The sequence below is a fragment of the Streptomyces sp. NPDC032745 genome (genome assembly GCF_055579465.1).
In genome coordinates, this window is the sequence record NZ_JBVING010000015.1 from 226,799 (window position 1) to 244,104 (window position 17,306).

The following is a 17,306-nucleotide window of genomic DNA, read 5'->3' on the forward strand; positions in this document are numbered from 1 at the left end:
GGACCGTCACCCTCGGGTCAGAACACCGCCGGCCCACCGCCACCGACCGGGCGGCGGGCCTCCGGCGGGAAGGAGGGGCACAGATCGAGCTTGGCCCCGGCCAGGTCGATGCCGTCGATGGCGTTGAACCGCTCCATCAGCGCGTGGCGCAGCGGCTCGCCGTCGAACGGCGGGCGGCGCTCGAGACGCTGGAAGACCACCTCCGCGGCACAAGAAGCGCCGCGAACAGCAGCTCCGGTGGGGTGGCCAAGCGTCAGACGAGCGTCACGGCCTGGGCGCCGGAAATCCATCTGCCCCGTCATCGAGCCAGGTCGGACAGCAGTACGTCGAGGACTGCCTCCTCCTCGATACGGACGGCCAGTTCCTCAAGTACGTCGGGCAGCCACGGGTCCCAGGAGGCTTCGGCCCGTCATCCGGTGAGGGGCGGGCTGGCCAGGTGGGTGATTGCCGCGGCGCGGTAGTCGGCCGTCGTGTAGCGCCAAGCTGATGCCCGCTCCGGGACGTGATCCACGTCCTGTTCTAGGATTGCGATGACCATCTCAGCGGCCCGCCGGGCTTCCGCTCCACTTCTGTGGAACCGAAGGACATGCCCCCACCCGCACGAGCTACTTCGTGCTGCCTGGGGGAATTTCCTTGCTGTTCCGTGAGTCCGCGGCGTCGTTGGCCAACCGCACCCACCTTGAAGGACGGCTGGCGGAGCTCCTGACCGAGAACTTCCTGCACAAGCACCGCCACCGGCCCCAGCCGTCTGAGGTGCGCTCCTGGGAGCGGAGCATTCCGGCGCTCACGAACGCACTGATCGAAGCCGGGCTCGGCGAGGTCGAGATGATGCTGGAGTACGGGCTCCCCCTGACCAGCAAGCGCGCGGACGTGATACTCGCAGGCGTGCATCCGGCCACCGGCGGACCGTCGTACGTGGTGGTCGAACTCAAGCAGTGGAGCAGCGCCTACCCGGAGGACGGCGATCCGCTGCGGTGTCGCATCGACGCGTACCCGAGGCCCGTCCTCAACCCGATCGAGCAGGTACGGGGCTACTGCGACTACCTGGTGTCGTTCAACGGGACGCTGGAGCAGGCACCGGAGTCGATCGCCGGAGTGGCATACCTGCACAACGCGACCGAGTTCGGGGTAGCGGGATTGCGGGCCGTCACGGAAGACCGTCGGGGCCGGATGTTCACCGGTGAGCAGCGCGGCGCTTTCCTCGACTACCTGCGCTCGATGCTGGCACCGAAGCCCGGCGCCGAAGCGGCCGACGCCCTGCTCCAGGGCAAGGTAAGGCCGTCCAAGCAGCTGATGGCCGTCGCTGCCGAAGAGGTACGCAACCGGGAGCAGTTCGTGCTGCTTGGCGAGCAGCGACTCGCCTACGAGATCGTGATGTCCGCGGTCAGGAAGGCCCGGCGGTCCAACCACAAGCAGGTGGTCGTGGTGGCCGGCGGTCCGGGCTCCGGCAAGAGCGTGATCGCCCTGTCCCTGCTCGGCGATCTGTACCGGCGCGGCGTGCCCGCGCTGCACGCCACCGGATCGCAGTCGTTCACCAAGACCATGCGCAAGGTCGCGGGAGCCCGCAAGCCTGAGGTGCAGAAGCTCTTCCGCTACTTCAACAGCTTCATGGAGGCCGAGCCCAACGACCTGGACGTACTCGTCTGCGACGAGGCACACCGACTCCGAAAGACCTCCGCCAGCCGATACACCAGCGCCGCCCTGCGTACCGGCCGCCCGCAGGTGGTGGAGCTGATGGACGCTGCCCGGGTCCCGGTGTTCCTGTTGGACCAGCACCAGGTAGTGCGCCCGGGCGAGATGGGCACCGTGGACGAGATCCGGGAAGCGGCGGCCGAGCAGGGGCTGGAGTGCACGGTGGTGGAGCTGGACAGCCAGTTCCGGTGCGGTGGCAGCGACGCGTACCTGCGTTGGGTGACAAGCCTGCTCGGGCTGCAAGGCGACGGGCCCACCGAGTGGGAGCCCGACGACAAGGTCCAGCTGCTGACGGCGGACAGCCCGCAGGAGTTGGAGGAATTCCTGGCCGCGCAACGCGCCCAGGACTACGAGGCCCGGCTGTCGGCAGGCTACTGCTGGAAATGGACGACGAAGATCACTCCGAACATGACGGAGCTGCCCGCCGACGTGGTCATCGGCGAGTGGGCGAAGCCGTGGAACCTGGCCGGAGACCGTTCCCTGCTCGGCGCGCCACCGGCACCGCTCTGGGCCACCGATCCCGCAGGTTTCGGACAGGTCGGGTGTGTGTACACGGCGCAGGGCTTCGAGTATGACTGGTCGGGCGTGATCATGGGCCCGGACCTCGTCTGGCGGACCGACCGCTGGGTGGTGGACCGCACCGCATCCAAGGACCCCTCCTTCACCAAGGCCACCCCGGACGAGGACGTCGACCGTCTGGTCCGCAACACCTACAAGGTGCTGCTGACCCGGGGCATGATCGGAACGATCGTCTACTCGACGGATCCGGAGACCCGCGAGAAGCTCCGCTCGCTGATTCCCCCTTGCGCGACCTGATCTCGGCATGTTTGCGCCAATGAACAGCTGGTTCCGGAAAACCGTGCGATAGGCGGGTTTGCCCTCGATATCCTCACGGGTTCGTGCCCGGCGCACGAAATGACCAGGGGGACAGTACACATGAACACCATGCACGCGGATCCGGCCGGCTACCGCATCTCCATCGTCGACGAGGACCCGCTGCGTGCTCGCCGTGAAGTACGCGAGCTCCTCGCCGCGATCGGTGATGTGGACCCTCTGGCCGCTCTCGACGTCCCCGGTCAGCGGACCGCGGCCCGAGAAACCGACAAGGGCGGCCCGGTCACCGACCTCATCGGGCTGGTGTTCAGCGGAGGCTCCCTGGTCGCCGCGGGCGTGCAGGTCTGGCTGGCCCGTGTGCCGCAGCGGACCGTCGTGGTCACCCGCCCGGACGGGGCGACCCTGCGCATCTCCGGCAAGGAGGCACGCGCCGATGACGAGCAGATCGCACGGTTCCTCGACGGAGACGTGCGGAACAGCGACGGCGACGAGGGCGGGCCGGGCGCCGAATGAGCGAGAACGACCGGTACGCCGTCCTCATCGGCGTATCCACGTACGACCACGACCGCTACCACGATCTGCCGCCGGTCCGGGCCGACCTGCACTACATGCAGGCGGTCCTGGAGAGCACGGAGATCGGCATGTACAACGACTGCGCCATGGTCGCGGAACCCACCCGCGCCGAGATGCTGCACGCCATCGAGGCGTTTCTGGAGGAGCGGCAACCCAGCGAGACGGCGTTGCTGTACTTCAGCGGGCACGGGGAGTTCTGCGAGGCCGACAACCAGCTGTACTTCCTCACCCGGGACGCCGACCCGGATGACCTGCCGGGCACGGCCGTCTCCGCGGAGTTCCTGGAGCGGATGCTCCAGTCCTGCCGCGCCTCATCGAAGGTCGTGCTGCTGGACTGCTGCTCCAGCGGCTCCGTCGTCCAGGGGTGGACGGCCAAGGGTGCGACGGACGCGGGAGACCGGCCTTCGCCCAGCACCCTGCTGCGGCCGACCGGCGTCTACTTCATCACCGCCTCCGACGCGCTCCAGGCGGCCTCCGCCATGGCCCCGGTCGGATCGTCCCTCGGCACCTCCCGGTTCACCGGGGAGATCGTGGAAGGGCTGCGCACCGGCCGGATCAAGGAGAACGGCGGCTGGGTCACGCCGGACGACCTCTTCGAGTACCTGACCTCCCAGATGGTGCGGCACGGTGTGCCCGAGGAACAGCGACCGACCAAATCGACGATCCGCGCGACGCACAGTCTGCCCTTCGCGCGCTCCGTGGCCCGGCCCGTCCACCTCCAGCCCCCGCCCCGCGACGCCGGCCAGGCCGCACAAGGCTCCCCCGCTTTACTCAAGGCGCGAGAGCTGGCCGCGCGGGACGCTCACGACGGTGTGGAGTGGCAGCGGCTGCTGCGCTATTACGTGCACTGTCTGACCGCACAGGCCGAGGCCGGAACGCTGCCCGACCGGGACAAGGGGCGCGACTCCGCCTACTTCCTCCTGGGACGGGGCCCCGAGACGATCCAGTCCGGCCTGGGGTCGTCCTTCCCCGCCCCCGCGCAGCTACCGAAGCCCAAGAGCAACGGTGCTCAGGCGAACACCGATGCGCTGCAGGAGTACTGGTACGGATATCCCGCCATCACTCTCCCCGAGCGGGGCGGAGCCGGCCGACGACGGGCAGCGGTGCGGCTCGCGCCGCTGCTCATCCAGCCGATGGAACTCGCTCCGGACGAGAACGGCCGGGACCTGCTCCGCCCGAGCGGAGTGCCCTCCCTGCACACGGGTGTGATCACGGAGCTGCTGGGGGACGACGAAGCCGCCGATCTGCTGGCCCGCTGGCAGCCGACCTGGCAGGAGGGCAACGACAGCCAGATGGTGCGTGCCGTAAGGGAGTTGCTCACCGAGCTGGGTGTCCCGGAGCTGGAGCCACTCGACCTGTCCGCGCTGAGCGAGCAGTCGGTGATGCAGTCCCTGCGTCCCGGAGCCCACAACGCCGCCGTACTCCTGGCGCCCACGGGTGTGGAGCGCATCGCCACGCAAGCCCTGGTGGACAACCTCCTCCAGATGTCGGCCCGTACGGGACACATCCCCGGTACGGCCCTGGACGCGCTCCTGATGGGAGGGGATCCCGGCGCCGTTCTCGATGGGCCCGAGACCGTGGTCGCGCCTGGACCGTGCAACGAGAGCCAGCAGCTGGTCATCACGTCGGCGATGTCACGCCCTCTCACCGTCGCCACCGGGCCGCCCGGTACCGGAAAGAGCGAGGTCGTGACCGCCGTCGTCACCACCGCCGTCGCTGCCGGCCAGTCCGTGCTCGTCGCCTCCACCAACAACGAGGCGGTCGACGTCGTCGCCGAGCGCTGTGACGCCATCTCGCCGGGGCTGCTCATGCGGACGGGTAACGCCGCGGCCCTGGAGCGCGAGGCCGCGAAGCTGGAGCGGCTGCTCTCCGAGCCCGGCGAGACGCCGCTGCGCGGCTCGGCGACCGTGGCGGGAGAGCTGCGCAACCGCCAGGCGGTGGCAGCCGCACGGCGGGCGGAGGCAGCCGGGCTGGTCGGTGAGGAGGCACAACTCCTGGATCTGCTCCGCGAGCGCGCCGAGCGGGCGGGCAGCCTCGTAATGCCGGTGGAACTGCTGGAACGGGCCTGGGCGGGCGACGGGCCTCCTCCTCTCGCCCGTTGGCAGGAGCGGGCCCGGAAGGCCGCCGCGGCGGGTTGGTTCTCGTTCGGCCGGTGGCGCAGGGGGCGGGCCCTGTCCGCACTCGTCGCCTCTCAAGCCACCGATCCGGCGTACCCGTGGCCGGCATGGGCCGCCGAGCGGCCCGCCTCGCCCGAGCTGCTCGACGCTCTGGCCGATGCGGCGTCCGTGGAACGAGCCCTGCGGGAGCTCGTACCCGAGCACCTCGCCCGCGACGAGGAAGAGCTGAAGCGGGCGCGGCTGGAGAGCGCGGCCGGACTGTCGGAAGCCTCGGGCGAGCTGTCCCGGGCCGTGGCCGCCGAGGCCATGTCGCGCGGGCGCTCACTGATGAGCCAGCGGCTGCAGGCCCTGCGCCAACGCTCCGGCTTCCAGAAGAGCCAGCGGAATCTGATGGCCCACATCAAGGGGTGGGCCATCAGCACTCACTCGGTGCGCCAGCTCGAGCTGACCCCGAAGCTCTTCGACCTCGTGGTGATCGACGAGGCGAGCCAGTGCTCGATCCCGGCGATCCTGCCGCTGCTGTTCCGCGCGAAGCGTGCGCTGATCATCGGCGACCCGATGCAGCTCGGCCACATTCCGGGCATCTCTCCCGAGCAGGAGCGGCAGGCCTGGGTCCGCTCGGGTCTGAGCGCGGCGCTCCTGGAAGACCACCGGCTCGCCTACCACGTCTACTCCTCGTACCACGCGGCAGCACAGCACGGTGAGGCGGCGCTGCTCCTGGACGAGCACTACCGGTGCCACCCGGCGATCGCGGACGTGGTCAACGGCTACTGCTACGCGGGCCAGTTGCAGGTTCTCACCGATGTCCGCAGGCAGGTGCCGGCGCTCGATCCGGTCGGGTCCGCGGATCCGGCGCCGGTCCTGGGCTGGGTGGACGTACCGGACGGCGAGTCCGCGCGAGGGAGCGATGGGCAGTCCTGGCGCAATACGGCCGAGGCCCGAGCCGTACGGGCCACGGTGGACGAGCTGCTCGCCCGGCTGCCCGAGCACGCCACCGTCGGGGTGGTGACGCCGTTCAGGGCCCAGAAAGAGTCGCTGGCACGCATCTGGGCGGACGACGACCGGGTACGGGTGGGCACCGTGCACGCCTTCCAGGGCGGGCAGCGGGACGTCATGGTGCTCAGCCCGGTGGCGACGAGGAACACCCCGCCACGGACGGCGCACTGGGTGGCGAGCCAGGTCAATCTGTGGAACGTGGCGATCACCCGGGCGAAGTCGCAGCTGGTCACCGTGGGCAGCCACGCCTTCTGGCAAGGGCAGGCGGGACTGCCTGCCCTGCTCGCCGAGCGGTCCTCCCTGTTGAGTGCGGTCGCACACGGCACCGCGGATCCTGACGTCAGGCCCGTGACAGCGCCGGCGACAACGGCGTCCAGGTTCCGCGAGGAACTCGCGGACCGGATTCAGCAGCACCTCGCCGCACGGGGCGTCACCGACCTGGAACGGGCCGCGCCGGTCGGCGGGCACACCGTGGACCTGCTCTTCACCGTGGGCGGCGCGAACACCGCGGTACTGATCGACACCGGCCCGCAGCACGGCCAGGACCCCGCACGGCACCTGCGCCTCACCCACGCGCGCAGCGACCTCCTGGTCGGGCTGCCGTCCGGCGGCCTGGGAGCGAAGGCCGGCCCGGTGGAACGCACGGTGCGGGTGCCGGCCTGGCGGATCTTCGCCGGAGACAGGGGGCTGGAGCCACTGTTCGGCATGGGACCCACTCATGCAGCGCAGGGAGTCCGGTAACCCTTCCGGGGGAACCGATTCCCTCCGTGCCCGCTTCCTCACGGCTGCCCCTGATGTCGGGCTCCGCCATTAGGATCGCTGCGGACACAACTGATCCACGAAGCGGGGGCAGCACATGCGGGAAGGCCGGTGGACCACGGTCACCGAGTCCGAGTTCGATCACGAACGCCGCGGTCTGGAGTCCATCCGCGAGAAGCTGCCGGACTCCGACCCGTGGCGGGCGTGGTCGAACTTCACCTTCACCGCGAACACGGGGCACGTACGGGAGGTCGACCTCCTCGTCATCGCCCCCGGCGGGGTCTGCGTCATCGAGCTCAAGAACTGGCACGGCTCGCTGACCAGCGAAAACGGCACCTGGGTACAGACCACCCCGAACGGTCACCGCCGCCCGCACGGCAACCCGCTGCACCTGGTCAACAAGAAGGCCAAAGAACTCGCCGGGCTGCTCGGCCAGAACGGCAAGCGCGTCTGGGTCGGCGAGGCCGTCTGCTTCACCGACGACGGACTGCGCATCCGCCTCCCCGCCCACGACGAGAACGGCGTCTACACCATCGCCGAACTGGTCGAGATGCTGAAGCAGCCGCCGCGCGACGAGCGTCGGCGGATCACCGCGGTCGACTCCCGCGAGATCAAGGCCGCCCTGGAGCGGGTCGGCATCCGCCGCAGCGACGCCGAGTACAAGGTGGGCCCGTACCAGCTGGAGCGCAAGTCCTTCGACTCCGGCCCGACCTGGGCCGACTACCTGGCCACCCACAGTGAACTGCCCGAGGCCGCCCGTGTCCGTATCTACCTGCGCGAGCGCGGCTCCGACGCCACGATCCGGCAGTCCGTGGAGGGCGCCGCCCGCCGGGAAGCCGCGGTACTGCGCCGCTTTCGCCACCCCGGCGTGGTCCAGCTCAAGCAGTACGACCCGTCCGGACACTCCGCGGGCCCGGCGCTGATCTTCGACTACCACCCGCAGACCCTCCGCCTGGACGACTACCTGCTGCAGTACGGGGACAAGCTCGACATCCTCGGCCGCATGACGCTGGTCCGCCAGCTCGCCGAGACGATGCGCTCCGCGCACTCCAGGAGAGCGTCGCAGTATCCGCCCCGGTGAGGACAGAGGTCGAGATCGTTCCCGTCGGTGAGTCGGACCGTTCCGAGTGGAGCCGCCCCTACCGCGCGATGCGTCTCGGGGAGCTGTACGAGCTCCGGCGTGTCCTGGGCAGGGAGACGGGGCTCGGCGACATCGACTTGCGCGAGCCCGAGGCGATCGGTCTGGTGGCGGAGTTGGCACGTCACGTCATCTCGGTGGAGGGACCCGTCGAGGAGGAGGTGCTAATCGGCAGGGTGCGGGAGGCCTGGGATCTCGATCGCGCAGGGCAAATCGTGCAGGCCAGTATCCGCAAGGCACTAAAGCGGTTGGGAAACAAGAACCTGGCAGTGCAGGCGGGAACGGTGTGGGACACACCGGACCGTGAAGTGACAACGGCTCGTACCCCGAGTGCGGACTTCGAGCGCAAGAAGGTCTCGCACGTTCCCCCACCCGAGCGGCAGGTAGCACTGCTGGGCGTTCTCTCCGAGTCTCCTGGGCTACGCCGTGAGGAACTCGCCAGAGAGACCGCTCGGTTCTTCGGATGGCTGCGTCTGGGAGCCGACATTCGGGCCGCCTTCGACCAAGACATCGAGGCGCTCATCGCACGGAACGCGGTCGAAGAGGGACCTTCGGGTTTGGTGCCCATGGAGGGCCGCTAGCTGAGGCGTTGGCGGTGCGCCGACTCTCACGGCTGAGGTCCCGGCGCGAGACTCATGGCACACCCTGCGTTTGCTCAACGGCCAACATCTGGGTGGGCTTGTTCTTTGACGGACATCTGGGATCAGGGGCTTCAGCCCCGCAAGGATGATGTTCATCATGGCGAGCGTACGGAAGAAGAGGCCGTGCCCTCGCCGCTCGTTCACGCCGGAGTTCAAGACCGAGATCGTCGATCTGTGCCGGCGTGGGGACCGCTGTCTCGGTCAGGTCGCCAAGGATTTCGACCTGACCGAGACAGCGGTCCGCGACTGGGTCCGCCAGACCCAGGTCGACGCCGGCGAGAGGACGGTCTGACCGGCAGTGAACGCGAGGAGCTGGAGGCTTTGCGGCGTGAGAACCGCAGGCTGCGGGAGGACGTGAAGGTCCGCAAGCGTGCGACGGATTTCTTCGCGACGGAGACCCGGTGAACGCGCACCGGTTCACCGATTTGTACGCCCGCAGCAACGGCACCCACGGTGCCCCACGCGTCCACGCCGCCCTGAAACGCGGCGGCACCTCCCTGCTAACGGCCGCCGTAGGCCCGGAGCCCTTTCCGTTGCCACATCAGGGCTGTCCGCTGCCGGACCGTCGCTGCCATGTGCGTGGCGCTCGTGGCAATGACCAGTCGGAACTCGGCATGGCCGGACTCACAGTTCAGGTCAGGCGTCGTCGCGGATCGGCTCCAGGATCGCGACGCACTCCATGTGGTGCGTCATCGAAATCAGGTTCGACCGAAACAGGTGGAAGAAAATTGCAGGTCAGGTCCCTGCGGGCCTACCTCCGAGGTGAGGAGCGTGCGCTATGGGCGCTACGTGCGGCGTCGTGACGCTGGTCGCAACACTCCGATACCAGCCAATGACGCATGCGCGTGCCCGGCGACACGAGACCTGGAGGTGACAGAGAACGCGGCCCCGGGGAAAAGACCCAAGACCTGCGCAGGCTGGCCCACAACAAACACGTCCGCCCAGCAGGACTGGTCTCAGCACCAGCTACGCGTCCGTCGTGGTCCCGAACCGTACGGGATCCTTCGGGCCTGGCAAGACGGGCAGCTCACGCAGGGCATGGAATCGGAAGGTGGTGGTCCACGAGAGCTGCTCGGCGGGAGACGCAAGCTGGATACGGGGAAGCCTGCGCAGCAGGGTGCCGAGGGCGAGAGAGACCTGCATGCGGGCCAGAGGCGCGCCCAGACAGTAGTGGAGCCCGTGCCCAAGGGCGAGGTGGCCCTGATCCGGACGGGCGATGTCGAATTCCTCGGCCGCGGAGTACCGGGCGGGGTCCCGGTGGGCGGAGGCCAGCAGGAAGAGTACGGTGTCCCCCGCCGGAATCCACACCCCGCCGATCTCCATCTTCTCCGTGGCGAAACGACGGATGGCGGTCTGGTTGGGATGGGCGTACCGGAACAGTTCCTCGACCGCCTGCGGCAGCATATCGGGGCGGCTCCGCAGGGCGGCCAGCTGATCGGGGTGCGTCAGGAGGGTGAACAGGCCGTTGCTGATCATGTGCTGGACGTTCTCGCTGCCGGCCATGAGGATGAGGAAGGCCAGGGAGACAAGCTCGTTCTCCGTGAGCCGGTCCTCCGCGTCGCGCGCCGCGATCAGGCTGGAGAGGATGTCGTCGCCCGGATCGCTACGCCGTCGAGCGACGAGGTCGATGAGGTAGCGGTGGATGTGCCCGATCGCATCCCTGAGGCTCTCGTGGCCGGACGGGGCCAGCATGGTGGCGACCCAGCCGGAAAACCGTTCCTGTTCGACTTGCGGGACAACGAAGAGGTCCCCGATGACCTTCAGGGGCAACGGCTTGGCGAATTCGGCGACCACATCGACACGGCCTTCGCGGTCGATCCGCTCCGCCACCCGGTCGAGGAGGGCATCGACCGCGCTCTGGAGGCTGTCCCGCAGCCCCTCGACATGTCGGGGGGTGAATCCCTGGGACACGAGGCGACGAAGCCGCAGGTGATCCTCCGCGTCAATGTTCAGGAGGTTCTCATCGAGCGCCGGAGGAAGGGAGAAACCCTTGAAGCCAGCCCCGGAATGGCGCTTGTTGACCGACAGCCGGGAGTCGGCAAGCCCGCTGCGGACATCAGCCTCACGGGTGACCAGCCACACGGGCGAGCCGTCGGGGAGCGCGACCCGGTGCACGGCCCGCTCCTCGCGGAGCCGTGTGTACACGGCTTGGGGATCGGTCTCGAAATCCTGCCCGAACGGCTGCGGAAGGGCGGTTACTTCGGTGGTGCGAGTCATACGGTTTCCTTGTGCGCGGTGCGGGAGGTGGTGAAGTCAGCGGCGGATCCACGAATGCCGGGTGAGGACATGGCACGGGCCAACTGACACAGGAAGGCGAGTTCGGCGGCGAGATCGCCGGGCGCGGCGGCCACCGGTGTGTCCAGAGCCTGCTCCGGCGGCCGACCATTGCGCTTGGCCTCGATGGCCGCCCTCAGCTGTGCGGCTTCCACGGCAGCGGCCAGCTCCTCACCGCGCAGACCCGCCCCCTCGGCCTCGGCTCGGGAGGCCTCGGCCACGCGGGGATCCATCCAGGTGCGCAGCGCCCATTGGGCGTCACGGATCTCGATGACCAGACGGTAGAGGCGAGTCCGCCGGTCCATGGTGGGGCTGACCGGAATCACCGGCTCAGGAACCTGTTCGGTGACGGTCCGGTGGAGGGCGGTCAGGAGGCGATGGGCCCGCCGGTCCCTCAGCCGGTTGCCGACGGAGGTGAGATGAGGTCCCCAGTCGGGCAGGATCCACCCCACCGTCTGGACGACGACGGCAATGGCCACGCCGAGCTGGGCGGCCGGCTCCCAGGCGTGACCGGTGTTCCCGAACTGTCCCGCGACGATGTCTGCGGCGCGTGCTCCCGAGTACACCAGCGCAAACGGCAGGGTGAAGGCCACCATTCGCAGTCCTCGGCGCAGCCACGCGGAGGGAGCGATCTTGGAGTACCGCCAGCCCATCACACCGATTTCCACCTGGTTCGCCGTGAATGCGGCCAGGTAAACGATGAGGTAGGCGGGTGTGTACTTGGCATGCGTGACGGCGAAGTCGTTCGGCGACTCGCCATGGGCGGCCGCTGCGGCGAACAGCACCATCATCGCGATCAGCACCGACGCCAGGGCCGCGAACCTGGGTATCGCCTTGCGGCGCGCGACTTCGGGGCCGTACGCGAGGTGCAGTAGTACCAGCTGCTGGCAGGCGGTCATGCTGATGACGCAGCTCTGGGTGAGGAGGCCCGAGAAGTCGACCACCCCGACGAACTCGCTGGTCGCCACCCAGACAGACGGCGTGGAAACGGTGAAGATGACGAAGAGGAAGAAGAAGTTGGCGACCAGGGCGAACTGCGTGACGGACCGTTCGGTCTTCAGGACGCGGGCCTTGTAGAGCAGCGCCAGCAGCGCAACCGTCGAACAGATCGGGTACAGAAGGCTATTCATGCTCCCTCCCCGATCTCGGTGACTCGAGCGTGGCCAGCCGCTCGACTATCTCCCGCACGTCCGGCGGGACCTCCCAGGTGCGCTCCACGGTCCAGGTGCCGATGCTCTGCCCTATGAGTGAGCCCACCATTTCGGCCTCGATCTCCGCCTCGGAGTTCGAGTGTTCACGTCCCATGACCCGGCGCACCAGGTCGGGATCGAGTGAAGGCATGAGGAGGGAGGCTGCGCCGGTCAGGGCAGGCGAGGCCTCGTGGTCGCAGACGACATGGCCGATCTCATGAAGGATCACCTGCTGTTGGTGCACGGGTACGAGGCGCTCTTCGACGAAGATGTAGTCATTGGCCTGGGTGGAAACCCAGAGACCGTGCGGACTGGCGGGCGGCAGACTGAGAGAGACCACTCGCACGGATCGCTGACGCAGGCCGCCGATGTGGTCGCAAAGCTCCTCGATGGTCAGCTGACTATTGAGGGGCAGGCCCAGGCAGCGCACACGCTCTTCGAAACTCCTGTCCGGACGGGTGGGAAAACGGGATGCGGAACCTAGTCTCCAACGCACCACGATCACGGAGTGGCAGCAGTGGAAGGTACCCTGTCTTCGCTCACGATGCCTCCTGAATGATCATCATACGAATCATTCCAACATGGCGGTCAGGTAACATCCAGACGGTTTCGAGTCAGCCGTTCGCCTGTCAAGCACTAGAACGCGTCAATTCTCTTTCTGTTCGGATTCAGGCTCCGTCGGCGACAGTCCTTCAAGTTCACGCACTCGCTCGATCACGTCGTTGATGGACTTCAGACTCTTCTGCGACAGACCGACGGTACGCAGCGCTACCCTCTGGACCTGCGCGTCCCGCAGGGCCATCAGGAGCGCCAGCTCCGCATTGACCGTGTCGGTGACCTGGTCGTCGAAGAAGTAGGTGGGCGGGATTCCGAAGAACTTGGCGAGCCCCTCCAGGTGCTTCAGCGTGGGGTTGTCTCGCTGCCCCTTGCGCAGCAGCCATATGTAGCTGCCGGAGATGGGGACGCCCGCCGCGGTGATCGCACGTGCCGCTTCCTCATTCGTGTAGGGACCACGGCCAGCCGGGACCATGGTGGAGAACAGGGTGTTCAGCTTGTGGGACAAGCTGTCGGTGGTCCCGGGGTCAGGTTCTGTCACGGCCGCGTGCCTCCATCGTCGGAAGTACACCTTAACCGCTGCACCGGCCCGAAACCCGACGGATCAACCGGCCTCATCGGTCAGGGGCGCCTTGACCGACAGCAGTGACGGGGGAGCGTATCCGGGGCTGTTCATCAGCAGATCGGCGAGCCGGTCGAAGGCGCCCCCGGCGTCCTCCGCCAGCCCATCGAGCGGCCGCCCCAGGCGCCGAAGCACCAGGGCCAGTACGCCCTCCACCCAGGCCGGTTCCGCCCATGGAGGAGACTCGGCCGGGTGGCCGGGCACCGGCCCCGGCCGCGTGGATCCGCTCAGCCACAGGTGGAGCGCGGCCGCGCCTGCGAAGCACAGTTCGTATCGCTCCGCGAGATCGAATGCCGACTGCGGAACGTCCCGGGGAGCCGGGGGGTGCGCGGCCATCGCCCGGTGCACCTCGTCGACAGCCTCCAGGAGCGCTCCGGCCAGCGCGGTGAGCCCGGGCGCCGACCCCGGACCCCCACGCTGCCGTACCGCGGCGACCGCATCGGGCAGTGTCTGCACGATGCTGCAGCCGCGGCCCGAGATCACCCGCAGACGTTCGGGGTCGAAGGGGGGCACCCCGTCCGCGAGGGACACCGTCGCGGTGACGGCGTCACGGTCCCCTCGGCCGCCCTCGTACGCGCGGGCAAGGATCCGGAAATGCTCGATGAGCCTGCTGCGGTTGACCGGCGTGCTGCCGTCGAAGATCGCGACGATCCTGTGGTCGCGCTCCAGTTTGGCGAACGCCCCGTCCTCGTGGATCTCGCTCAGGAAGCTCCGCACGCCCATCAGCTCGGCCAGCTGTTCCAGCATCTCCTGCACGACGGTGGGCACGAACGCCTTGGCCACCGCCGAGACCACGCCCATCTCGCCGGTCAGGGTGTGCACGGCCCGGGCTGCCACGACACTCACCGCTTCCGCCGCCAGCACGGTAGCCATGGCTTCGCCGAGTATCCTGCGAACACGTGGCAGGTCCGCGAGGTCGCGGCCGAAGAGACGACGCCCGGCAGCGAAGTCGGCGGCGAGCCTCAGTCCGTGGTCGGCGGCGCCGAGCGAGAGCGCGGCACACATGGTCCGCGTCAGCTGGAGCGACTTGACCACGGTCTCCAGGCCGGACCCGGCCTCCCCGATCAGCGAGGAGCCGTCGACCCGGGCGTCGTCGAACGCGATCCCGCTGATGTCCGCGCCCCGGATGCCATGGGTGGGGATCTTGGGCAGGGCGCGGTACGAACCTGGTGCCAGCCGCCGTTTGTCCACCAGGAACAGGCTGAATCCGCGAGGCCCGCCCTCGGGGGCGGTACGCGCGAGCACACAGATCAGTCGGCTCCGTGTGGCGTTGTTGATCAGCCACTTCTCCCCGTCCAGACGCCACTGCCCCGGGGTGCCCTCGTCCGGTCTGGCCGACAGATCTCCGGCCAGCAGGTCACTGCCGCGCCCCTGTTCGGTGAGGGCCCATGAGACCACGGCGCCCCCTTGGACCTCGGCCGCGAGCCGGGCCGCCTGGTCGTGGTCGCCCGCGATCCAGGTCGGCACCGAACCCAGGAAGGTCTTGCCGTGCGCCACGGCGACCGTCAGGTCGTGGCGGGCCACGGTCCGGAGCAGCTGAAGGAGTTCGCTGTGGTCCACCAGCATGCCCCCGTGCCGAGAGTCCACGTAGAACCCGTGCAGCCCGAACCGGTCGAGCGCGGCGCACGCCTCGGCGGGGAACCGCTCCTCGCGGTCGAGGCCGGCCAGCACCGAGGACGAGAACGGGTGTCCGTCTCCGTCCGGCTGCTGCAGCAGGCGATCCAGTTCCAGGACAGGGTGGTTCGGCACTTCGGTGACCCCGCTTCATGTGGCTCGTCGGTGCTGAGGTGAGGGCGTGTGTCAGGGCAGGACGGAGGCGAGCCTCGGCGTGGCCTCGGACAGCAGCGCGTCCGTGGTCCCCGCGAGGAACATCTCCCGCATCTCCAGGCGCTGGATCTTCCCGCTGGTGGTCCTGCGGACCGCACCCCGGCGCAGCAGCTGGACGCCGGCCGCGTGAACTCCGAACTCCCGTGACAGCGTTCTGCGCACAGCCGAGGCGAGAGCTGTCAGTTGCTCTCGGGGCGGCCGTCCGCGGACCTCGTGGAGAACGACCAGCACGTCCTCGTCATCGCCGTCGTCCTTGAGCGTAACCGTGAAGGCGGCGCCGAAGAGGCCTGTCAGTTCGGGGTGTGAGTCCCTGAGCCCGTACTCGATGTCCTGCGGGTAGAGGTTCCGGCCGCGCAGGATCAGCGTCTCCTTGATGCGGCCGGTGATGAACAGCTCACCGTTCTGGAGCGTCCCGAGGTCCCCGGTGCGCAGGAATTCCTGTTCGCCGTCGGCCAGTTGGGCCCGGAAGGAGCGGTTGGTCGCCTCCGGGTTGTTCCAGTAGCCCTGGGAGATACTCGGCCCGCGCAGCCAGATCTCGCCGATCCGGCCGTCCGGCAGCGCGTGCAGGGTGTCGGGGTCCACGATGCGCAGGTCGCTGTCGTGGGCGCTGCCGCATCCGACGAGTTCGCGCCAGGGCCCGTCACCGGTCGCCATCTCGAACGTGCCCTGTGCCAGCAGCTTTTCGTCGACCCGGCGGATGACCGGCTCCCGACGGCCGCTGCCGGAGACGAAGACGGTGGCCTCGGCCATTCCGTAGCAGGGGTTGAGTGCGTCGCTGCGCAGTCCGGCCGGCGCGAAGCGCTTCGCGAACGCCGTGATCGTCCCGGCCCGGACCGGCTCGGAGCCGTTGCAGGCGAAGAGCCAGCGGGACAGGTCCAGGTTCTTCATCTGGTCGTCGGTGACCTGCCTCGTGCACAGCTCGAAGGCGAAGTTGGGCCCTGCTGACCAGGTCAGGTCCCATTCGTCGACCATGCGCAGCCACCAGTGGGGGCGCTTGATGAATGTGGTGGGGCTCATCAGGACACAGGAGCCGCCCAGCAGGAGCGGAGGGACGAGGATCCCCATGAGTCCCATGTCGTGGTAGTGCGGGATCCACGACCCGAAGCGGCTCCCGTCGTCCAGCCCGAACGTCTCCTGGAGGCTGGTGACGTTGTCCAGCAGGTTCCCGTGCGTGACGGTGACGCCCTTGGGGTCGCCGGTCGAGCCGGAGGTGTACTGGAGGAGCGCCAGGCTGTCGCGGTCGAGGGAGGGCCGGGTCCACTCGGCGTCCGCAGCGAGCGTATCGCCGTCGGTGGACAGGCATTCCAGTGGCGGCAGGTCCGCGGAACCGGCCCAGTCCAGTACGTCGGGAAGGGAATCGCGGTCGGTGAGGACCATGGCAACGCTCGCGTCGGCGGCGATGGCCGTGACCCTGCGCCTCTGGTTGCTCAGGCGGCCCGGCAGCGGTGCGGGGACGGCCACGACACCCGCGTACAGGCATCCGGTGAACGCCGCGGCGAACTGGATTCCCTCGGGATAGAGGAGAAGGACGCGGTCGCCCGGCTCGCAGCTCCGGCGCAGCGTCGCGGCGATGGCCCTGGCGCGGGCGTCGAGTGCCGCGTACGTCAGCGTCTCGTGACCTTGTTCGGAGTCCATGTCCGACAGGTACGTGACGGCGTCACGGTCGGCGTGCAGGGCTGCATTCGCCCGGATCGCCTCGAAAAGACTGGTGAACTTGCTTAAGGATGACGCCACGACATAAACCTCTCCCCCTGATTGGCCATGTAGCGTGGTAATCGAGCGTCGGCATCCAGGGCATTCTCCGTCGGGGTCCGTGGACCCAAATACCCCGGCATCGCTCGAACTGTTCTCGCGGTGTCGCGGGCTACTGCGCCGCGACCATGTGGAACCGGAAGTCGATCTCGCCGGACCGACACTAACTCTCCGCCGAAGCATCGTCAACACCAGTTGATGGCGCGTGCGAGTTGTTCAACTCACACACCTGCAACACCGGTTGACCTGGAGATCCTTGCATCGGCGCGCCACCCCGGAAGATCTTGACAAGCCGTCAATCGGCTTCCTACAGTCGGCGCGGCCTTGGTGGCGCTG

General features: G+C 68.5%; 12 protein-coding genes and 1 pseudogene. 6 read left to right on the forward strand and 7 right to left on the reverse strand.

Annotated features, from left to right (window positions below):
- Positions 1-17 precede the first annotated feature (17 nt).
- Positions 18-200, reverse strand: a complete 183-nt coding sequence (locus ACZ5WG_RS31885; protein WP_468727751.1) for a hypothetical protein — start codon at positions 198-200, stop codon at positions 18-20.
- Between the two features lie 433 nt (positions 201-633).
- Between ACZ5WG_RS31885 and ACZ5WG_RS31890 the strand changes: the two genes are divergently transcribed.
- From ACZ5WG_RS31890 to ACZ5WG_RS31915, 6 genes and pseudogenes are all read left to right on the forward strand, one after another.
- Positions 634-2,508, forward strand: coding sequence for a DNA/RNA helicase domain-containing protein (locus tag ACZ5WG_RS31890; RefSeq protein WP_468727752.1), 1,875 nt, complete (start codon positions 634-636; stop codon positions 2,506-2,508).
- Between the two features lie 120 nt (positions 2,509-2,628).
- Entirely contained in the window at positions 2,629-3,039 is a 411-nt protein-coding gene (locus ACZ5WG_RS31895; RefSeq protein WP_468727753.1) for an effector-associated constant component EACC1, read from the forward strand.
- On the forward strand, positions 3,036-6,953 hold the full coding sequence (locus ACZ5WG_RS31900; RefSeq protein WP_468727754.1) for a caspase, EACC1-associated type: 3,918 nt from the start codon (positions 3,036-3,038) through the stop codon (positions 6,951-6,953). Before ACZ5WG_RS31895 ends, ACZ5WG_RS31900 begins: the two co-directional genes overlap by 4 nt.
- 115 nt (positions 6,954-7,068) lie before the next feature.
- Positions 7,069-8,028: pseudogene (locus tag ACZ5WG_RS31905) on the forward strand (NERD domain-containing protein); the annotation flags it as partial.
- 20 nt (positions 8,029-8,048) lie between these two features.
- The gene (locus ACZ5WG_RS31910; RefSeq protein WP_468727755.1) at positions 8,049-8,690 is read left to right on the forward strand and encodes a DUF3320 domain-containing protein; all 642 of its coding nucleotides are present in this window, start codon (positions 8,049-8,051) and stop codon (positions 8,688-8,690) included.
- Between the two features lie 157 nt (positions 8,691-8,847).
- Positions 8,848-9,042 (forward strand): transposase, encoded by a 195-nt coding sequence (locus ACZ5WG_RS31915; RefSeq protein WP_468727756.1) that lies wholly within the window; start codon positions 8,848-8,850, stop codon positions 9,040-9,042.
- A gap of 674 nt (positions 9,043-9,716) precedes the next feature.
- Here the strand turns inward: ACZ5WG_RS31915 and ACZ5WG_RS31920 are convergent.
- From ACZ5WG_RS31920 to ACZ5WG_RS31945, 6 genes are all read right to left on the reverse strand, one after another.
- Positions 9,717-10,865, reverse strand: coding sequence for a cytochrome P450 family protein (locus tag ACZ5WG_RS31920; RefSeq protein WP_468727757.1), 1,149 nt, complete (start codon positions 10,863-10,865; stop codon positions 9,717-9,719).
- Positions 10,866-10,963: 98 nt separating this feature from the next.
- A complete protein-coding gene (locus ACZ5WG_RS31925) occupies positions 10,964-12,154 on the reverse strand; it encodes an MAB_1171c family putative transporter (protein ID WP_468727759.1) in 1,191 nt (396 codons plus the stop codon).
- On the reverse strand, positions 12,147-12,719 hold the full coding sequence (locus ACZ5WG_RS31930) for an ImmA/IrrE family metallo-endopeptidase (RefSeq protein WP_468727760.1): 573 nt from the start codon (positions 12,717-12,719) through the stop codon (positions 12,147-12,149). Before ACZ5WG_RS31930 ends, ACZ5WG_RS31925 begins: the two co-directional genes overlap by 8 nt.
- A 141-nt stretch (positions 12,720-12,860) precedes the next feature.
- Entirely contained in the window at positions 12,861-13,310 is a 450-nt protein-coding gene (locus tag ACZ5WG_RS31935) for an XRE family transcriptional regulator (RefSeq protein ID WP_468727762.1), read from the reverse strand.
- A 63-nt stretch (positions 13,311-13,373) separates the two neighbouring features.
- Positions 13,374-15,140: an acyl-CoA dehydrogenase family protein gene (locus ACZ5WG_RS31940; protein WP_468727763.1), complete on the reverse strand. Its 1,767-nt coding sequence runs from the start codon at positions 15,138-15,140 to the stop codon at positions 13,374-13,376.
- A gap of 51 nt (positions 15,141-15,191) precedes the next feature.
- Positions 15,192-16,952, reverse strand: a complete 1,761-nt coding sequence (locus tag ACZ5WG_RS31945) for a fatty acyl-AMP ligase (protein ID WP_468727764.1) — start codon at positions 16,950-16,952, stop codon at positions 15,192-15,194.
- Positions 16,953-17,306: the final 354 nt, after the last annotated feature.